16 protein-coding genes are annotated in these 15883 nt (G+C 59.0%); all 16 read left to right on the forward strand.

What is annotated here, in order from left to right:
- Positions 1-551: flagellin (locus tag AC1D3C_RS16980; RefSeq protein ID WP_477483712.1), on the forward strand; the 551-nt coding region annotated here is incomplete at its 5' end.
- 247 nt (positions 552-798) lie between these two features.
- On the forward strand, positions 799-2067 hold the full coding sequence (locus AC1D3C_RS16985) for a flagellin N-terminal helical domain-containing protein (protein ID WP_038539771.1): 1269 nt from the start codon (positions 799-801) through the stop codon (positions 2065-2067).
- Between the two features lie 330 nt (positions 2068-2397).
- The gene (locus AC1D3C_RS16990) at positions 2398-3687 is read left to right on the forward strand and encodes a flagellin N-terminal helical domain-containing protein (RefSeq protein WP_038539774.1); all 1290 of its coding nucleotides are present in this window, start codon (positions 2398-2400) and stop codon (positions 3685-3687) included.
- A gap of 268 nt (positions 3688-3955) precedes the next feature.
- A complete protein-coding gene (locus tag AC1D3C_RS16995; RefSeq protein WP_477483713.1) occupies positions 3956-4597 on the forward strand; it encodes a hypothetical protein in 642 nt (213 codons plus the stop codon).
- Positions 4594-5916: a MotB family protein gene (locus AC1D3C_RS17000; protein ID WP_038539781.1), complete on the forward strand. Its 1323-nt coding sequence runs from the start codon at positions 4594-4596 to the stop codon at positions 5914-5916. Before AC1D3C_RS16995 ends, AC1D3C_RS17000 begins: the two co-directional genes overlap by 4 nt.
- 2 nt (positions 5917-5918) lie before the next feature.
- Positions 5919-7190 (forward strand): chemotaxis protein MotC, encoded by a 1272-nt coding sequence (motC, locus tag AC1D3C_RS17005; protein WP_477483714.1) that lies wholly within the window; start codon positions 5919-5921, stop codon positions 7188-7190.
- Entirely contained in the window at positions 7187-8653 is a 1467-nt protein-coding gene (gene fliK, locus AC1D3C_RS17010; protein WP_477483715.1) for a flagellar hook-length control protein FliK, read from the forward strand. The genes motC and fliK overlap by 4 nt, the downstream gene beginning before the upstream one ends.
- Positions 8654-8741: 88 nt before the next feature.
- The gene (locus AC1D3C_RS17015; RefSeq protein WP_477483868.1) at positions 8742-9299 is read left to right on the forward strand and encodes a transglycosylase SLT domain-containing protein; all 558 of its coding nucleotides are present in this window, start codon (positions 8742-8744) and stop codon (positions 9297-9299) included.
- Between the two features lie 280 nt (positions 9300-9579).
- Positions 9580-10251 (forward strand): transcriptional activator Rem, encoded by a 672-nt coding sequence (gene rem / locus AC1D3C_RS17020; RefSeq protein ID WP_038539784.1) that lies wholly within the window; start codon positions 9580-9582, stop codon positions 10249-10251.
- A gap of 106 nt (positions 10252-10357) precedes the next feature.
- Positions 10358-11680, forward strand: coding sequence for a flagellar hook protein FlgE (locus tag AC1D3C_RS17025; RefSeq protein ID WP_038539787.1), 1323 nt, complete (start codon positions 10358-10360; stop codon positions 11678-11680).
- A gap of 45 nt (positions 11681-11725) precedes the next feature.
- Entirely contained in the window at positions 11726-13195 is a 1470-nt protein-coding gene (flgK, locus tag AC1D3C_RS17030) for a flagellar hook-associated protein FlgK (RefSeq protein ID WP_477483716.1), read from the forward strand.
- Between the two features lie 2 nt (positions 13196-13197).
- The gene (locus AC1D3C_RS17035) at positions 13198-14301 is read left to right on the forward strand and encodes a flagellar hook-associated family protein (protein WP_477483717.1); all 1104 of its coding nucleotides are present in this window, start codon (positions 13198-13200) and stop codon (positions 14299-14301) included.
- 35 nt (positions 14302-14336) lie between these two features.
- Positions 14337-14684, forward strand: coding sequence for a flagellar biosynthesis regulator FlaF (flaF, locus tag AC1D3C_RS17040; protein WP_038539795.1), 348 nt, complete (start codon positions 14337-14339; stop codon positions 14682-14684).
- On the forward strand, positions 14681-15130 hold the full coding sequence (gene flbT, locus AC1D3C_RS17045) for a flagellar biosynthesis repressor FlbT (RefSeq protein ID WP_038539798.1): 450 nt from the start codon (positions 14681-14683) through the stop codon (positions 15128-15130). Before flaF ends, flbT begins: the two co-directional genes overlap by 4 nt.
- A complete protein-coding gene (gene flgD, locus AC1D3C_RS17050; RefSeq protein ID WP_038539801.1) occupies positions 15121-15552 on the forward strand; it encodes a flagellar hook assembly protein FlgD in 432 nt (143 codons plus the stop codon). The genes flbT and flgD overlap by 10 nt, the downstream gene beginning before the upstream one ends.
- 55 nt (positions 15553-15607) lie before the next feature.
- Entirely contained in the window at positions 15608-15874 is a 267-nt protein-coding gene (fliQ, locus tag AC1D3C_RS17055; RefSeq protein ID WP_038539804.1) for a flagellar biosynthesis protein FliQ, read from the forward strand.
- The last annotated feature ends 9 nt before the right edge of the window (positions 15875-15883 follow it).

Raw genomic sequence — 15883 nt, forward strand, 5'->3', positions numbered from 1 at the left:
AGATGTGTATTAGAGACATGGTAGATACCAACGGCGTCTATTCGTCGGGTTCCAACGGTACTTACCTGATGAAGGTCGGCGGCGCTTACATCGATGCCGTCTACACCACCAAGGGTTACGACTTCTCGGCCGGTGCGACTGCAACAGCCGGCATCAAGTACTCTTCTGACGTCTCGGTTTCCGACCTCGACATCACCAAGCTCAAGGACTATCGCGACTCCAACGGGGCGAGCTACCTCGGTCTCGGCACAAAGGCCAGTGATGAAGACCTCATGGCCGCACTGACCTCGTTCGTCGATGGTCAGCTGGAATCCATGGCGAGTGCGGCGGCCAAGCTCGGTGCGGTATCGAAACGCCTCGAGATGCAGACGGACTTCGTCTCGAAGCTGACGGACTCGATCGACAAGGGCGTCGGGCGACTGGTGGATGCCGACATGAACGAAGAGTCGACCAGGCTCAAGGCACTGCAGACCCAGCAGCAGCTGGCGATCCAGTCGCTTTCGATCGCCAACTCCGACTCGCAGAACATCCTGTCGCTCTTCCGTCAGTAAGACGCGCAGATATCGCATCAAGGAGCCGCGCCCTTCCCAGGCGCGGCTTTTTTTATGCCCCGGTAGTTTTTGTTAACTTTCGTAAATACCGTTTAACCTTTGTTAACCATTTCCACCTTAACTGAGCTCATCGAAACGATGGGTTAACCAAGACGAAGAAGAGGTTAACAGGCATCAGGCCAAGCCAACGTTCACCGGTGTGATCCCGGAAATGTCCCTTCCATCTAGCCAATCAAGGGGCAATCAAATGACCAGCATTCTTACCAATGTCGCAGCCATGGCTGCACTCCAGACTCTGCGCAATCTCGATGGTCAGATGCAGACCACCCAGAGCCGGGTTTCCTCCGGCCTGCGCGTCGGTACCGCGTCCGACAACGCTGCCTACTGGTCGATCGCGACCACCATGCGTTCCGACAACGGTGCGCTTTCCGCTGTGCAGGATGCACTCGGTCTCGGCGCAGCCAAGGTCGATACAGCCTATTCCGCAATGGAAAGCGTTGTCGACGTCGTCAAGGAAATCAAGAACAAGCTCGTTACCGCCTCTGAAGCAGGCGTCGACAAGTCGAAGATCCAGGCAGAAATCTCGCAGCTCCAGGATCAGCTGAAAAGCATCACATCCTCCGCCTCGTTCTCCGGTGAAAACTGGCTGCAGGCAGAAGTCGGTGGCGCCACGAACGCCACTACAGGCCTCATTTATGCGGCCAACCCGGTCGTCAAGCAGGTTGTCAGCTCGTTCATCCGTGATCCGGACGGCAATGTTGCGGTCAAATCGGTGGATGTCGTCCTGAACGAAACGAATGTTCTGTTCGACTTGAGCGGCGGCCATGCCGGTCTGCTCGACGGCAATTCCTACAGCGGCTTCCGCTCGATCAACTACGACGACGGCACGACCAATCACAAGGAATACTTCGGCAAGATCAATACAGCCGCGATATACGCAACGGACGCGATCTGGAAGGATGTTGGCGGCGGCGTCTACATGAAGGGCGATACCAACGGCGTCTATACCTCGGGTTCCAGCGGCACCTACCTCATCAAGATCGGTGGCGCCTATATCGATGCCATCTACACCACCAAGGGCTACGACTACTCGGCCGGTGCGACCGCAACGGGCGGTATCAAATACGCCGCCAACGTTTCGATCTCCGAACTGAATATCACCAAGCTGGACGATTACCGCAATTCCAACGGTGTCAGTTACCTCGGCATGGGGACCAAGGCCACCGACGCGGACCTCATGGGGGCCCTCAACTCCTTCGTCGACGGCCAGCTCGAAGCGCTTATCAGCGCTACCGCAAAACTCGGGTCGATCTCCAAGCGTATTGATATGCAGTCCGACTTCGTCTCCAAGCTGACCGACTCCATCGACAAGGGTATCGGCCGATTGGTGGATGCGGACATGAGCGAAGAGTCGACCAAGCTCAAGGCACTGCAGACCCAGCAGCAGCTGGCGATCCAGTCGCTTTCGATCGCCAACTCCAGTTCCGAGAATATTCTGTCGCTGTTCCGTCAGTAAGCGGCGCTCTAGGCTAGGAGCGGTTCGTCCCGCTCTGACGTGGCAGCAAATATTCCGGAAAAGAAGACCGCGTCTCGAAAGGGACGCGGTTTTTCCGCATTTTGGCGCGTGGCTTGCGCGAAACCTGCACGGTTGTCGGATACCGCCGTTAAGACTTCATTAACATCTTGCCAATCCACAATTGCCTTTGCTAACTGTCGACTTAACGATTTGTTAAGAACGACAGACCGCCCGCATTCTGTGATGCTGAGTGGCGGTACGCATGATGCCTCTCGTCGTTTCCGGTGAAAATACCCCGGATTTCCAGAATATTTGACCGAGGCACGGCCTATGACCAGTATCCTGACCAATCCCGCCGCTATGGCTGCCCTGCAGACGCTGCGCTCGATCGACCGCAGTATGGAAGTGACCCAGGCGCGGGTTTCCTCGGGCATGCGTGTCCAGACGGCAGCCGACAATGCCGCCTATTGGTCGATCGCAACGACGATGCGGTCGGACAATCACGCGCTTTCGACGATCCAGGACGCGCTTGGTCTCGGGGCCGCCAAGGTCGATACGGCCTACACGGCGATGGAAAGTGCGATCGACACCGTCGTCGAAATCAAGTCCAAGATCGTTGCTGCCTATGGCGTCGGCGCCAATCGCGGCAAGATCCAGGAAGAAATCGCCCAGCTCCAGGAACAGCTGAAGAGCATCTCGGACTCAGCGACCTTCTCCGGCGAGAACTGGCTTCAGGATTATATCAGCGACGGCGGTACCAACGCCCAGGAACGGCCGGTCATCAAACAGGTCGTCGCGTCGTTCACCCGCACCGCTTCCGGCGATGTCGCGGTCAAGACCGTCGATTATACGCTCGATTCCAAGACCGTTCTTTTCGACCTCAACGGAGGCAATCTTGGGATTCTCGATTCGTCCGTCAAGTTCGTTGCCGAGAGCGAGACGCCCGTCGATATTGCCACAAGCAACGGCACGATGGGCGCGACCAACGCATCCTACGCCGTCTCGTTCCTGACGGAAAGCCAGCTGACGGCACTCGGTGCCGACACGAATACAATCGATACGAGCATCTATGCCGTCGGCGGTAATTTCTATCTGAAGGTCGCCGAAGGCAAATGGGCGCAGGTGACGACGACCGATCCGGCGACGGCGCCCGCGGTAACGACGCCGGCGCATGATGACGGCACCACAAAATATTACTTCGTCGTCACTGCCGCGAACAATCTCAACAATCGAAAACTTGGGATGTCCGTCACCAATCTCGACATCAACAAGCTGAATGATCTCGTGGTGAAGATGAACACGATGGTCCCTGGCTCGGCGCCGAACACGGATGCCGTGCTCGATATGATGGAGCGTTTCCTCGACAAACAGCTTTTGGCCATGACCAGTGCTGCTTCGAGCCTTGGTTCGATCCAGAAGCGCATCGATCTGCAGGAGAGCTTTGTGGCCTCGCTGACGGACGTGATCGACAAGGGTGTCGGCCGATTGGTCGATGCGGACATGAACGAAGAGTCGACTCGTCTGAAGGCGCTCCAGACCCAGCAGCAACTCGGCATTCAGTCGCTTCAGATCGCCAACAGCAACGCCGAAAACATCCTGCAGTTGTTCCGGCAGGGGTAAGATTGAGCGGCGCCGGTCACTCCGTCGCCCGATAATACTCGGCCGGACCTGTCCGCGAGGTTCGAGGCGATACGGCATCTTCATCCTCGCGCAAGTTTAACTTCCTACCGTTCCGTTAAAGTCCGGCGAAGTGTCTTGTGTCGCCGAGGACAGATGAATGGCAACCTTGTCGGGATGATACGATGATTGCAGCGGTGACGATTTGCGCTTTCGGGAGGCTCATGACGAGCCCCGCACGAAAGGCGACGGCAGGGCGGGGGGGCTCACGATGAGTGCTTCGATCGCCCGCTATCTGAAGGATTTCAGCGAGCCGCAGACCCTGCCTTTATCCCTGTCGGCCGATGGTTTCGGCGATGGTCTTGAAGACGATCTGGCATTTCCCGCCATGGTCGAAGAACCAATCGATATTGAAGCCGAGCGCACCGAGGCTTATGCGAAGGGTCACGAGGCAGCGTCGGAGGAACTTCAGCAGCGTTTTGACGAAGAGCGGCAAGGGCTTTTGGCCGCACATGCGCAGGAAATCGCAGCGCTGCACGAAAAATATGAGACCGAAGTGGCTGCGACGATCTCGATGGGCCTTCAGGACATTGCCGGGCTGACGGCGCAGGCCGTCAGCGACCAGACGGCACGGATCCTGTCGCCCCTCCTCGACGAAGCGCTGGTCGCCAAGGCGATCTCCGACATGGCCGACATCATCCGCGGCGCCATGCTCGAGGGCGACGTCGGCACATTGACGGTTCGCGGTCCGGTGCATCTGTTCGAAAAACTGAAAACTGCGCTTGGAGCGCCCACCCAACTCCTGCGCCATATCGAAGCGCCTGACCTCGATATTGCGGTCGACATCGGCGAAACCGCCCTTGTGACCCGCATGTCTGCGTGGTTGGCGGGTCTGAAGAAGGTATTGGGATGAGCGAAGGCGAAAACCATCACCACGGCAAGAACGAGGTCGTCATCGTCAAGCGACATGGCGGCGCACACGACGAAGGCGTCCATGGTGGCGCCTGGAAGATCGCCTATGCCGACTTCATGACTGCGATGATGGCGTTTTTCCTCGTCATGTGGCTGGTCAACGCCGCCAACGAGGAGACGAAGGCCTCGATGGCGAGCTATTTCAACCCGATCAAGCTTTCCGACGAGACCCCGGCCTCGAAGGGATTGGAAAAGCCGGTCGATGCGGCCGAGGGTCAGGAGAAGGGCGAGAAGTCGAAGGTCAAGGCGGAGGGTGACGTTCAGGGCTCCGCGGCAGCGACCGGCGAGGACATGACCTCGACGTCCGGCGACGAACCCAATTATTCCGAAGCGGATTTCTTCGAAAATCCCTATTCCGTTCTTGCCGAAATTGCCCAGCAGGTTGGCCAGCAGGCCAATGTCAGCGCCAAGGGCGAGGGCGGCGCCAGTGACTCGGGCCCCGCGACCGGTGCCGACGGCGGTCAGGCCTATCGCGATCCGTTCGATCCGGACTTTTGGACCAAACAAATGCAGGTGACCCGCGCCGACGGACCTGAAAAAGCCGTCAAGACCACGGCGAGCGACGATCCGTTGGCCCAGATGGGGCAGGCTCCGCAATATCAGCAGGCCCCGCAGTCCACGGAAGCCAAGACACAGCTGCAACAGACCCAGATGGCTGTCGCCATCCCGACTCCGCGCCCGGATCCGACCCAGCTGGACAAGCCCCAGACGCCGTCGGGTGCCGAGGCCGTGAAACCGGCCAATCTCAAGGGCCAGAAGCCGGAGGATGGCGCGAAGGCGGAACAAGTGGCCGAGCTGAAGGCTGCCGACGAGCTGAAGAAGGAAATCCAGCAGCAGATTTCCGGCATTGCCGGCAAGCTGGCGGAAGGTCTCGTCGTAACGCCTGCGGAAGGCGGTCTGCTCGTCTCGATTTCGGACCAGACCGACGATCCGATGTTTAATATCGGTTCGGCCGTACCGCGTCGCGAAATGGTGCTGGCAATGGAGAAGATCGGCCAGATCCTCAAGGACCGCAAGGGCAGTATCGTCCTGCGCGGACACACCGACGGCCGTCAGTTCAAGGGCACCGAGAACGACAACTGGCGTCTTTCCATGTCCCGCGCTCACAGCGCCTATTACATGCTGGTACATGGCGGCCTGGCGGAGGATCGTATCAAGCAGGTTTCCGGCTTCGCCGACAGGCGCCTGCAGGTCCCGGCGGATCCGCTCGCCGCTGGCAATCGGCGTATCGAAATCCTGATCGGGTCGGACGAGGGATAGTGATGGCTGTGGGCATAAAGTCCTTAGTTGCGGCTGGCCTCGTGCTCGGGGTTGCGCTCGCGCCTGCGGCATCGGCTCAGGATCGTGCGGACCTTGCGCCCTATGCAATGCTCAGGTCCCTGCAGTTCGTGCAGGATTCCGTTGTGCTCGGCGACCATTCGGCCGCCGAAATGCAACGCTTCATGCTGGAAACGATCGATCAGCGCCTGCGGACTGCCGACCCGTCGGTCTTCGAGGATCCGCGCAATGTCGACGCTGCGTTGGTCTATGCCATGAGCGGCGGCAATCCCGCGACGCTCGAATATCTCGCCTCGCGCGACGTTGCAGGCAATTTCGACAATCGTGTCGCCGATGGGCTGAGAAAGTATCTCGGCGGCCGCGGGACGCTGATCGAAAAAAGTCTGAGCGAAATGGCCAAGGAATATCGCGACGAGAAGATCGGCCCCTACCTTTCGCTCGTCAGCGGAAACGTGATGGTCGCCAAGGATCCGAAGGGCGCTTTGGTCTTTTATGACTGGGCGCGCTTGACCGCGCCGGGCACGATCATCGAGGAAGCCGCTTTGCGCCGATCGGTCGCGATCACCGTCGATGCCAACATGGTGGCCCAGGCGCTCTCCTATTCACGCAAATACGCGCGGCGTTTCATCCATTCGCCCTATGCCAGCCAATTCGCCGATTTCTTCGTGCAGCTGGTCGTCGGCCACTTCGGTGAGATCACGCAGGACGATATCGACGGAGCGGTGGAATTCATGGACGCCGACCGGCGGCGCGAGATTTTCCTGCGCATCGCTCGCTCGGCGGCAATCGCCGGCAAGAACGATCTTGCGCGCCTCGCCTCCGCAAAGGCCGAAACACTCGCCAAAAGTCCGACGCCCGAGGCGCTCGCGAAGCTTTACGGCGGATTTGCCAATATTCCTACCAAGGACATCGGGCAGGCCATCCAGGCGATAGCCGACGTTCCCGAGGAAACTCTTTCGCCGCGTGACCGCGCATTGAGGCAGGCGGCAAAAACAGTGGCAGAGCAGGTCGTTAGCCGGCCCGTCGCCGACAGCCTCGCACAAGATAAAGCTATCAAACTGACTAATACAGAAGACGCGAAATCTCCAGTCGCGTTGCCCAGGAATGAGATCGCTGGGCCTGCCTCCGCCACGGAACGTCCGATGGCCGGCACCGCTGCCAAATTCGATCCGGCCTTCCAGACATTCGTCGATAGCGGTCGTTCGAAATTGAGTGCTATCGACGCAATGCTGAAGGAGGAGAACGCTTCCAAATGATTACAGACATTCTTGGTGGTGGTAAGACTGGCGCGGCCGATGCGGCTTCGTCCACGAAGCAGGGTGTTGCCGGTCGCAAAGGCGCCGATGGTTCCTCTGGGTTCTCCGACGCTCTTTCCGGTTTTGACCGCGATGCATCTCCGAACAATAAGGACGTACCGGAGGAGGGCGCTCGCGCGTCTTCTGCGGAAGAGCACATGGCCGGCGATGTGAAGCATGGCAAGCCAAAGCCGATCATCGACATCAAACCGGAATCACTCCGTCGCCCGATCGAGGAGACGGAAGAAACCGCAGGCGCTCTGAAGCAGGCCGCGGCGAACGAGCACAAGGAAAAGCAGGTGACCCCTGCCGAGAAAAAGCTTCGCGAGGCCCTGGAGGCCGCGAAAGCCGTCGCGCGGAAGTCGGACGAGGTTCAGGGCAAGCGCGCCGCCAGATCCGAAAAGGCTGCGGCGACGGAGACGGACGGCAGCGAAGATCTCGACCTCTCCATGCTGGTCGCAGACGATGCCAAGATCACCGACATGCTCTCGCTTTTGACGAGCGGCGAAACGAGCGTCGGCGAGATCAGCGCGATGATATCGAAGAATGCGTCCGGGCAGCAGCCGAACAAGCGAGCAAAAGGTCAGGACGGCAGCGGGCACGAAGGCGATGCTCTTGCCGTCAAGGATCCCAAGCACGCCGGCGTGCGGAGTGAGGCGGACGGTGATCCGCTTTCGACACCGGTGGATACCGACACGAGCGCTCCCGGCACCCGTGTCTTCCGTTTCAGCAATGCACGTGGCGACCAGCATGTCGATATGACTGTCGGTGGTCGAGGCGAACGCGGCGCCATGGAGCCCAGAGTGCCGTCGAACGGGGTCGCGGAAAACGTTACCGTGCTCGACGCGCGCCGGTTCCTCGGGCTCGCAGCGAATTCGAACGGCGCCAATCTCACGGCGATGTTGTCGGGTGACCCGGAATGGGCCGGCGCCATGAGCCCGAGTTCGGCTCTTTCGAATGCCGCTGCGCAAAGCAGCACCGGTACTGTCGTCAACACGCTGAAGCTGCAGATGAACCCGCACGATCTCGGCGCGGTGACGGCCATGCTGCGGCTTCACGGCGAGGAGCTGAATGTTCATCTCACCGTCGAGACGCGGGCGGCCTACAGACAGCTCAGCGAGGACAGCGGCGGTATTCTCGATGCGCTGCGTGCGCAGGGCTTTGCCGTCGATCAGGTGACCATCAGCATCGCGCCGACGGCAGATTCCGACGGTGCCAGCAGCCAGCAGGGGCAACCCGGCCAGACGGGCCAGCAGGCCATGGCCGAAGGTGGGCGCCAAGGCCAGGCTGCCGGTCGTGGCCAGCAGCAGAATGGGGAGCGCCAGGCCGCCGATCAGGGGACGAGGAATGCAAATGACGCGGCATCGGACAATGTGGCGGGGACCGCTCCTGGCGGCGCTCGTCCTGGTCAGCTCTACCTTTGACGTCGACGCCGGGTCGCTCTTCAGTTCTGGAGGTTGGGGAACGCAGCAGGGCGCAGCTGCGCCCGCGCCACCTCCGAGCCGAGCTGCCATCACGCGCCGCGCGCCCGTCAGAACGCCGGCTAGCAGCGCGCCGGCCACAGGTTCGCCCGTCAATTCCGGCGTCTGCGAACGGGAAATACAGGCAGCTGCGGCAAAATACGGCGTACCGGAAGGTATTCTCTATTCGGTCGGTCTAACCGAGACCGGCCGCAAGGGCAGCCTCAGCGCCTATGCCATGAATGTCGAGGGAAAGGCCTTTTTTCCACCCTCGCAGCAGGCGGCGATGACGACCTTTTACGACGCCAAGCGGCAGGGCATGAAGCTCATCGACATCGGCTGCATGCAGATCAACCACTACTTCCACGGCGAAAATTTTTCGTCCCCGGAAGAGATGTTCGACCCGAAACGCAATGTTGAATACGCGGCAAAGTTCCTCCGGAACCTGCACGACAAACACGAAACTTGGACGATGGCGGTGGCGCGATACCACGCCGGACCGAATAACAATCCCGCTCAGAAGCAATATGTCTGCCGGGTGATCAGCAATCTCGTCGCCACAGGCTACGGAGAGTGGACCTCCAACGCTTCCCGGTTCTGCGCCAGCTAAGCAATCTGTAGTTGAATCGTTAAAATAAAGAATCGCAAAATTGCAGCGGTTTGCATTTATGGCAAAAATGGCCATGCAAGCCTTCTTTTACGATGCGTTAATTTTTCCACCGGAAACTTGTGTTCAAAATCGATACACCCACTACATCTAGTGCAAATCGCGGTGCAGTTATTAATCAACTATTAATTTGTTTGGTTAACTTCACACAGCTTGTCTCGGATTCCGCCGATTCGTACCCATAGACATATTGGAGCACCACAAGTGATTCGGAGGCGGACGAATGATCGTAGTGGTTGATGAGCGTGAGCTCGTGAAAGACGGATACACATCTCTTTTTGGACGCGAAGGAATTCCGTCCCAGGGGTTCGATCCAAAAGAATTCGGCGAATGGGTAAGCACGGCGGCTGATTCGGACATCGCCGCGGTCGAAGCCTTCCTGATCGGTCAGGGCGAGCGGACGCTCGAACTGCCGCGGGCTATCCGGGACCGGTCCATGGCACCGGTGATCGCAGTCAGCGATCAGCCCTCCCTGGAGGCGACCCTTGCCTTCTTCGACAGCGGCGTGGACGACGTGGTGCGCAAGCCCATCCATCCTCGCGAGATCCTGGCGCGTGCCGCGGCGATACGTCGTCGGCTGAAGGCAATCTCGAATTTCACCGACATCGGTTCGATCCGGGTGTTTTCCGACGGTCGCGATCCGGAAATTGACGGCGATGTCTTCGCCCTGCCGCGCCGCGAGCGCCGCATCCTCGAATACCTGGTCTCCAACCGCGGTCGTCGCGTTTCCAAGACTCAGATCTTCAACGCCATCTACGGCATCTTCGACGAAGAAGTCGAAGAGAACGTCGTCGAAAGCCACATCAGCAAGCTGCGCAAGAAGCTGCGCAAGAAGCTCGGCTTCGATCCGGTCGATTCCAAGCGTTTCCTTGGTTATTGCATCGACTGGAGCTGATTTTCCAAAAGGGCCTTGCCGCATATTTTCGGCGGGAACCGTAAGCAGACAGCTTCACGCAAGGCCCGCCACTTACTCTCTCCATCAGACAAAAAGGAGATTTCCTATGAGTATTTTCGGCACGATGAAAACGGCCGTCTCGGGCATGAACGCTCAGGCAAACCGTCTCGGTACTGTTGGCGATAACATCGCGAATTCGAGCACCGTCGGTTACAAGCGTTCTTCCACGGCGTTCTCAACGCTGGTCCTGCCCTCGACTCAGGGTTCGTATTCTTCCGGCGGTGTCGAAACCAACGTTCGCTACAGCATCGCAGACCAGGGTGGCATCCAGTACACCACCTCCTCGACCGATCTTGCCATCCAGGGCGAAGGCTTCTTCATCGTCAGCGATCCGAACGGTACTCCTTACCTGACCCGCGCCGGTGCCTTCGTGAAGGATGCGACGGGCTTCCTCAAGAACACTGCCGGCTTCAACCTGATGGGTTATCCCTACGGCTCGAACCCGCCGGCAGCCGTCGTCAACGGCTTCAACGGTCTCGAAGAAATCAACATCAACGACTTCGGGATGGTCTCTTCGCCGTCCAGCACGGGCAGCTTCCCTGCCAACCTGGACAAGGGAGCGGCCGTTGTGCCTGCCGGCACTCGTCCGAGCGACAACGTCGCAGGCAGTGTCATCACCAACAAGAGCTCGCTGACGGCCTACGACCATGCCGGTAGCAAAGTGCTCTACGACTTCTACTACACCAAGACCGGTACCGGTCCCGATACATGGGAAGTGTCGGTCTATCGCCAGGATCAGTCGACCAACGGCGGTTTCCCCTACGTGGCGGTTCCGGCTGCAAACCTCGTCAAGCAGACGGCAAATCTCGTGTTCGACCCGAACACGAACAAGCTGCAGACGGCCGCTTATTCCGCTGGTCCTCCGCCGACAGGTTCCGACAAGTCCATCACCTTCGTCGACCCGACCGACGGCGCAACTCCCTCGCAGGCGATCAAGATCGACCTTTCGGAAATGACGCAGTTCGCAGCCGCCTTCACGCCGGGCAAGGGTATCATTGACGGCAATGCGCCGAGCCCGATCACCGATGTCGAAATCGGCGGCGACGGTCTGGTCACGGCGGTCTACCAGGATGGTGGCCGTCGCCCTATCTACCAGGTCGCGCTCGCAACAGTTCCGAGCATCGACAAGCTACTTCCGCAGAACGGCAACGTCTTCCTGCCGACCAATGACTCGGGCGTCGTCACCATCGGCTTCCCGCAATCCGGCGCCTTCGGCCAGGTCTATTCCGGCGCGCTTGAAAGCTCCAACGTCGATATCGCCAGCGAGCTCACTGAAATGATCGAATCGCAGCGTGTCTACACCGCGAATTCAAAGGTCTTCCAGACCGGTTCGGACCTGATGGACGTCCTGATCAATCTGAAGAGATAATCGGACCGACGATCGAGAGAATAAGTCTCAAGAGGTTAGTAAAAAATGTCGCTCGCATCAGCATTGTCTACGGCACAATCGATCTTCACCAACTCCGGCACTCAGTCGGCGGTATCGGCGAAGAACATCGCTAATGCACAAAACCCCGATTACAGCCGCCGATCCGCGATGGTCGTGACCGGCGGCAACGGGGCCATGATCGGCGACATTACACGGTCCCAGAACGAGCCGCTCCTGCGCCAGACGATCGCAAGCTCGTCGATCGCAAGCGGCCAGCGGACGGTGCTGGACGGCCTCCAGGAGATCAAGAACCTGATGGGGGGGAACGACAACGAGCTCTCCCCCGCCAAGCTCATCGCGGCATTCCGCAACAACCTCGATGCCTTCGCCGGAAAGGCGAACGATACCGGCATCGGCATCTCCTTCATTTCGAGCGCGCGGGACGTGGCGGCCGGCCTCAATATCGCTTCCGACAAGCTTCAGCAGATCCGCAAGGACGCGGACGATCAGATCAAGCAGAACGTCATCGATCTGAACGCGCTGCTTGCGAAATTCGAGACCGTCAACAACCAGGTCAAGAACGCGGTCTCCAGCGGCGCCGACCCGAACGACTCTCTCGACGAGCGCGATGGCCTCGTCAAGAAGATCTCGGAAATCGTCGGCGTCACGTCTTATACGCGCGGCGGCAACGACATGGTGCTCTACACCACGGACGGCACGACGCTGTTCGAGGCGGTACCGCGCAAGGTGACATTCCAGCAGACAGCCGCTTTCGACGCATCGACCTCCGGCAACGGTGTTTATATCGACGGCGTGGCGCTCAAGCCCGGAGATTCGGGCAACACCACCGCCAAGGGCTCCATTCAGGCCCATATGCAGATCCGCGACAAGATCGCACCGACCTTCCAGAGCCAGCTCGACGAAATCGCCCGCGGTCTGATCACCTCGTTTGCGGAAACCGGGCCGACCGGCGCTTTGACGCCGATGACGGGTCTCTTCACATACAAGGATGGCGCCGGCGTCCAGCAGACGGCCATTCCCGCTGCCGGCACGATCGTTCCGGGCCTCGCCTCCAAGATCTTCGTCAATCCGGTGGTCGTCCCCCCGGCAGGCACGCCCGACAAGGTGCGCGACGGTGGCATCAACGGCGCGACCTATATCGTAAACACGGGTGGCAGCAGTTACGGGGACCTCCTCGACAAGTACAACCAAAACCTGACCAGCCCGATGGCCTTCGATACGGACACGGAAATCGCCGATGCGCCGGACGTCCTCTCTTTTGCGGCCGATTCCATGGGCTGGCTCGAGCAGCTTCGCAGCACGGCGACCGCCGCAGACGAGACGAAGACGGCCATGCTGTCGCGCAGTCTTGAAGCATTTTCCAGCAATACGGGCGTCAGCCTCGACGAAGAACTGTCGCTGCTTCTCGATATCGAGCAGTCCTACAAGGCGGGAGCCAAGCTCATGTCGACGGTCGACGATATGATGAAAGCCCTCTTGGATATTGCGAGCTGATCATGAAGACCTCTTTCATTTCCACATTGTCGATCCAGACCACGATGCGAAACTCCATCTCGAACGTTCAGCGCGAGATGGTAAAGGCAAACCAGGAGGCGGTGAGCCAGAAACACGCCGATCTCGGCGTCGCCCTCGGAGCCAATACGTCGCGCGCTCTCGATCTTTCCCGCGACATCAGCCGCACCGACTCGCTCCTGACGACCGCAGCACTCGCGACGCAGCGTCTCCAAACCGCTGAGCTTTCGCTCAAGAGCATGAACGAACAGGGCTTGAAGATTCAGAGCGCGATCCTGACGCTTGGAAGCTCGGCCGACGAAACGAGCCTTGCGACGGCGCGCATGGCGATGTCCGACGCGCTCGATGCATTCACGAACTTCGCCAATACCGCAGTCCAGGGCGAGTATATCTTCTCCGGCATCAATTCCGACGTGAAGCCGATGGAGGACTATTTCGCGCCCGGATCGCCGGCCAAGGCCGCCGTTGACGCCGAGCTCACGCAATATCTCTCCGCCAATGCGATTCCGAGCAAGGAGCAGATGACGAAGGCCCAGATGGACGGCTTTCTGGATAATCTGCAAGCCAAGTTCGACGGCTCCGCGCCGTTGACAAGCCCGCCCCATCCGGCGGCCGTCGCCGGCCAGGACTTCTGGAAGACTTTCTTCTCGGATGCCAGCGACGAAAATATGAAGAGCCGCATCAGCCCGACCGAAGTGGTTGAAAGCTCGACCAATGCCAACAGTCAGGGCATGCGCAACTTTGCGTTCGCGTCGATCATCTCGATGGAATACCTGCAGACCGGGATGGACAAGGATGCCCGCGCGGCGGTCGCCACTCGCACCACAAGCCTCATCAACAAGGCGATGAACAGCGACGGCAGCATCAACCAGCAGCGGACGTCGATCGGTATCTATACCGAACGCGTCTCCAAGGCTGAGGAAAGGTTGCAGGCGCAGAAAGATATTCTGACGACCAGTCTCGGATCGATGGAGAACGTCGATCCGGAGGAGGCCGCGACCCGTCTTAATACGATGAAGACGCTTCTCGAAACCGCTTATACAGTAACGGCAAAGATACAGCAGCTGAGCCTGGCCAACTTCCTTTGATGAATAAAGGAAGGCTCGTGACGAAGGATACATGAATGTACCAATTTTCATATGCCGAGATCATGGAGGACGGCGTTGCCAACGCCAAGGATCGCGAGCGGCAGGCCCTGGATCGCTCTATCGAGCTTCTGATCGCCGCGCGCGATGAGAAAGCCTATACGCGCACCACGGTTGAGGCGTTGTTCTATACCCGGCGTGTCTGGATCCGTTTCGTCGAGGATCTGAAACATCCGGACAACGAGTTAGCCAACGAACTTCGAGCGGATCTGATCTCGATCGCAATCTGGATACTGAAGGAATGCGAGAAGATCCGAAACCGTGAATCGACCAACTTCCAGGGCATTATTGAAGTGACCACCATCATCAGGGATGGACTTAAATGAAAAGTACGCTTCGCATCTCTTTGAAATCCGGCGAGCGGATATTCATCAACGGCGCGGTTCTGCGCGTTGATCGCAAGGTCGCGCTGGAATTTCTCAACGACGTCACGTTCCTGCTGGAGAACCACGTTCTTCAGCCGGAAGATGCGACAACGCCGCTTCGGCAGCTCTATTTCATCGCCCAGATGATGCTCATCAATCCGGATGGCAAGGAACAGTCGAACGCGCTGTTCCGCAAGTCGGTCGCCATGCTGCTGACCTGCTTTACCGATGATGAGATGCTGGCCGAACTGAAGCGCATCGATGGTATGGTTGCATCGGGTCGCGCCTTCGACGCTCTGAAGGCGATCCGCGCGCTCTATTCCATCGAAGACCGTATCCTCAACAATCGGGAAATCGCGCCGGCGACAGTCGAGCGGATTCGCAAGGAGATCGCACCGTGGCGGTAGACTCGATCAATACCAAGAACCCCTACGCCGCCGGCGACGGCAAGGCGGCATCGTCCGACAAGTCGGCCGCGGGCCTGAACTACGACAACTTCCTGAAGCTGCTTATCGCGCAGATGAAGTATCAGGATCCGACCGATCCGATGGATGCGAGCCAGCAGATTTCCCAGCTCGCAACCTTCTCGCAGGTCGAGCAGTCAGTGAAGATGAACTCGAACCTGCAGTCGCTGATCCAGGCGTCCTCGTTCTCGCAGGCTGCCGACATGATCGGCAAGACGATCACCAGCGCCGACGACAAGACCACCGGTGTCATCAAACAGGTGGAAATCTATTCCGACGGTCTGGTGGCGATCACCGAGAAGGGTGATAAGGTTCTCATCCAGCCGGGGATCGTTCTTTCGAATCAGCCCGCAGCGAGTAGCTGAGATCGGGAATACCTCGGCATGACGCCGAAACTTTAAAGCAGACGGAGCCGGCGCAATGAATGAAGCCGATGCCCTTGATATCATGCAGGCGGCGATCTGGACGATCCTGATCGCCTCCGGTCCCGCGGTCCTTGTGGCGATGGTCGTGGGTGTCGTTATTGCATTTCTCCAGGCTCTGACGCAGATCCAGGAGATGACGCTGACGTTCGTGCCTAAAATCGTCGCCATCATGATCACGATCGGCATTACTGCGCCTTTTATCGGCGGCCAGATCAATCTTTTTGCTCATCTGGTATTTTCGCGGGTGCAATCGGGGTTCTGACCCGGTTGT

This window comes from Neorhizobium sp. P1_A6 (assembly GCF_056406795.1).

Bases quoted from the DNA above. Each gene is read 5' to 3' on its own strand.
- AC1D3C_RS16985 (WP_038539771.1), top strand. From the start codon at position 799: ATGACCAGCATTCTTACCAATGTCGCAGCCATGGCTGCACTCCAGACT.
- AC1D3C_RS17035 (WP_477483717.1), top strand. From the start codon at position 13,198: ATGAAGACCTCTTTCATTTCCACATTGTCGATCCAGACCACGATGCGA.
- fliQ (WP_038539804.1), top strand. From the start codon at position 15,608: ATGAATGAAGCCGATGCCCTTGATATCATGCAGGCGGCGATCTGGACG.
- flgK (WP_477483716.1), top strand. From the start codon at position 11,726: ATGTCGCTCGCATCAGCATTGTCTACGGCACAATCGATCTTCACCAAC.
- AC1D3C_RS16995 (WP_477483713.1), top strand. From the start codon at position 3,956: ATGAGTGCTTCGATCGCCCGCTATCTGAAGGATTTCAGCGAGCCGCAG.
- AC1D3C_RS16990 (WP_038539774.1), top strand. From the start codon at position 2,398: ATGACCAGTATCCTGACCAATCCCGCCGCTATGGCTGCCCTGCAGACG.
- flaF (WP_038539795.1), top strand. From the start codon at position 14,337: ATGTACCAATTTTCATATGCCGAGATCATGGAGGACGGCGTTGCCAAC.
- AC1D3C_RS17000 (WP_038539781.1), top strand. From the start codon at position 4,594: ATGAGCGAAGGCGAAAACCATCACCACGGCAAGAACGAGGTCGTCATC.
- motC (WP_477483714.1), top strand. From the start codon at position 5,919: ATGGCTGTGGGCATAAAGTCCTTAGTTGCGGCTGGCCTCGTGCTCGGG.
- flbT (WP_038539798.1), top strand. From the start codon at position 14,681: ATGAAAAGTACGCTTCGCATCTCTTTGAAATCCGGCGAGCGGATATTC.
- rem (WP_038539784.1), top strand. From the start codon at position 9,580: ATGATCGTAGTGGTTGATGAGCGTGAGCTCGTGAAAGACGGATACACA.
- AC1D3C_RS17025 (WP_038539787.1), top strand. From the start codon at position 10,358: ATGAGTATTTTCGGCACGATGAAAACGGCCGTCTCGGGCATGAACGCT.
- fliK (WP_477483715.1), top strand. From the start codon at position 7,187: ATGATTACAGACATTCTTGGTGGTGGTAAGACTGGCGCGGCCGATGCG.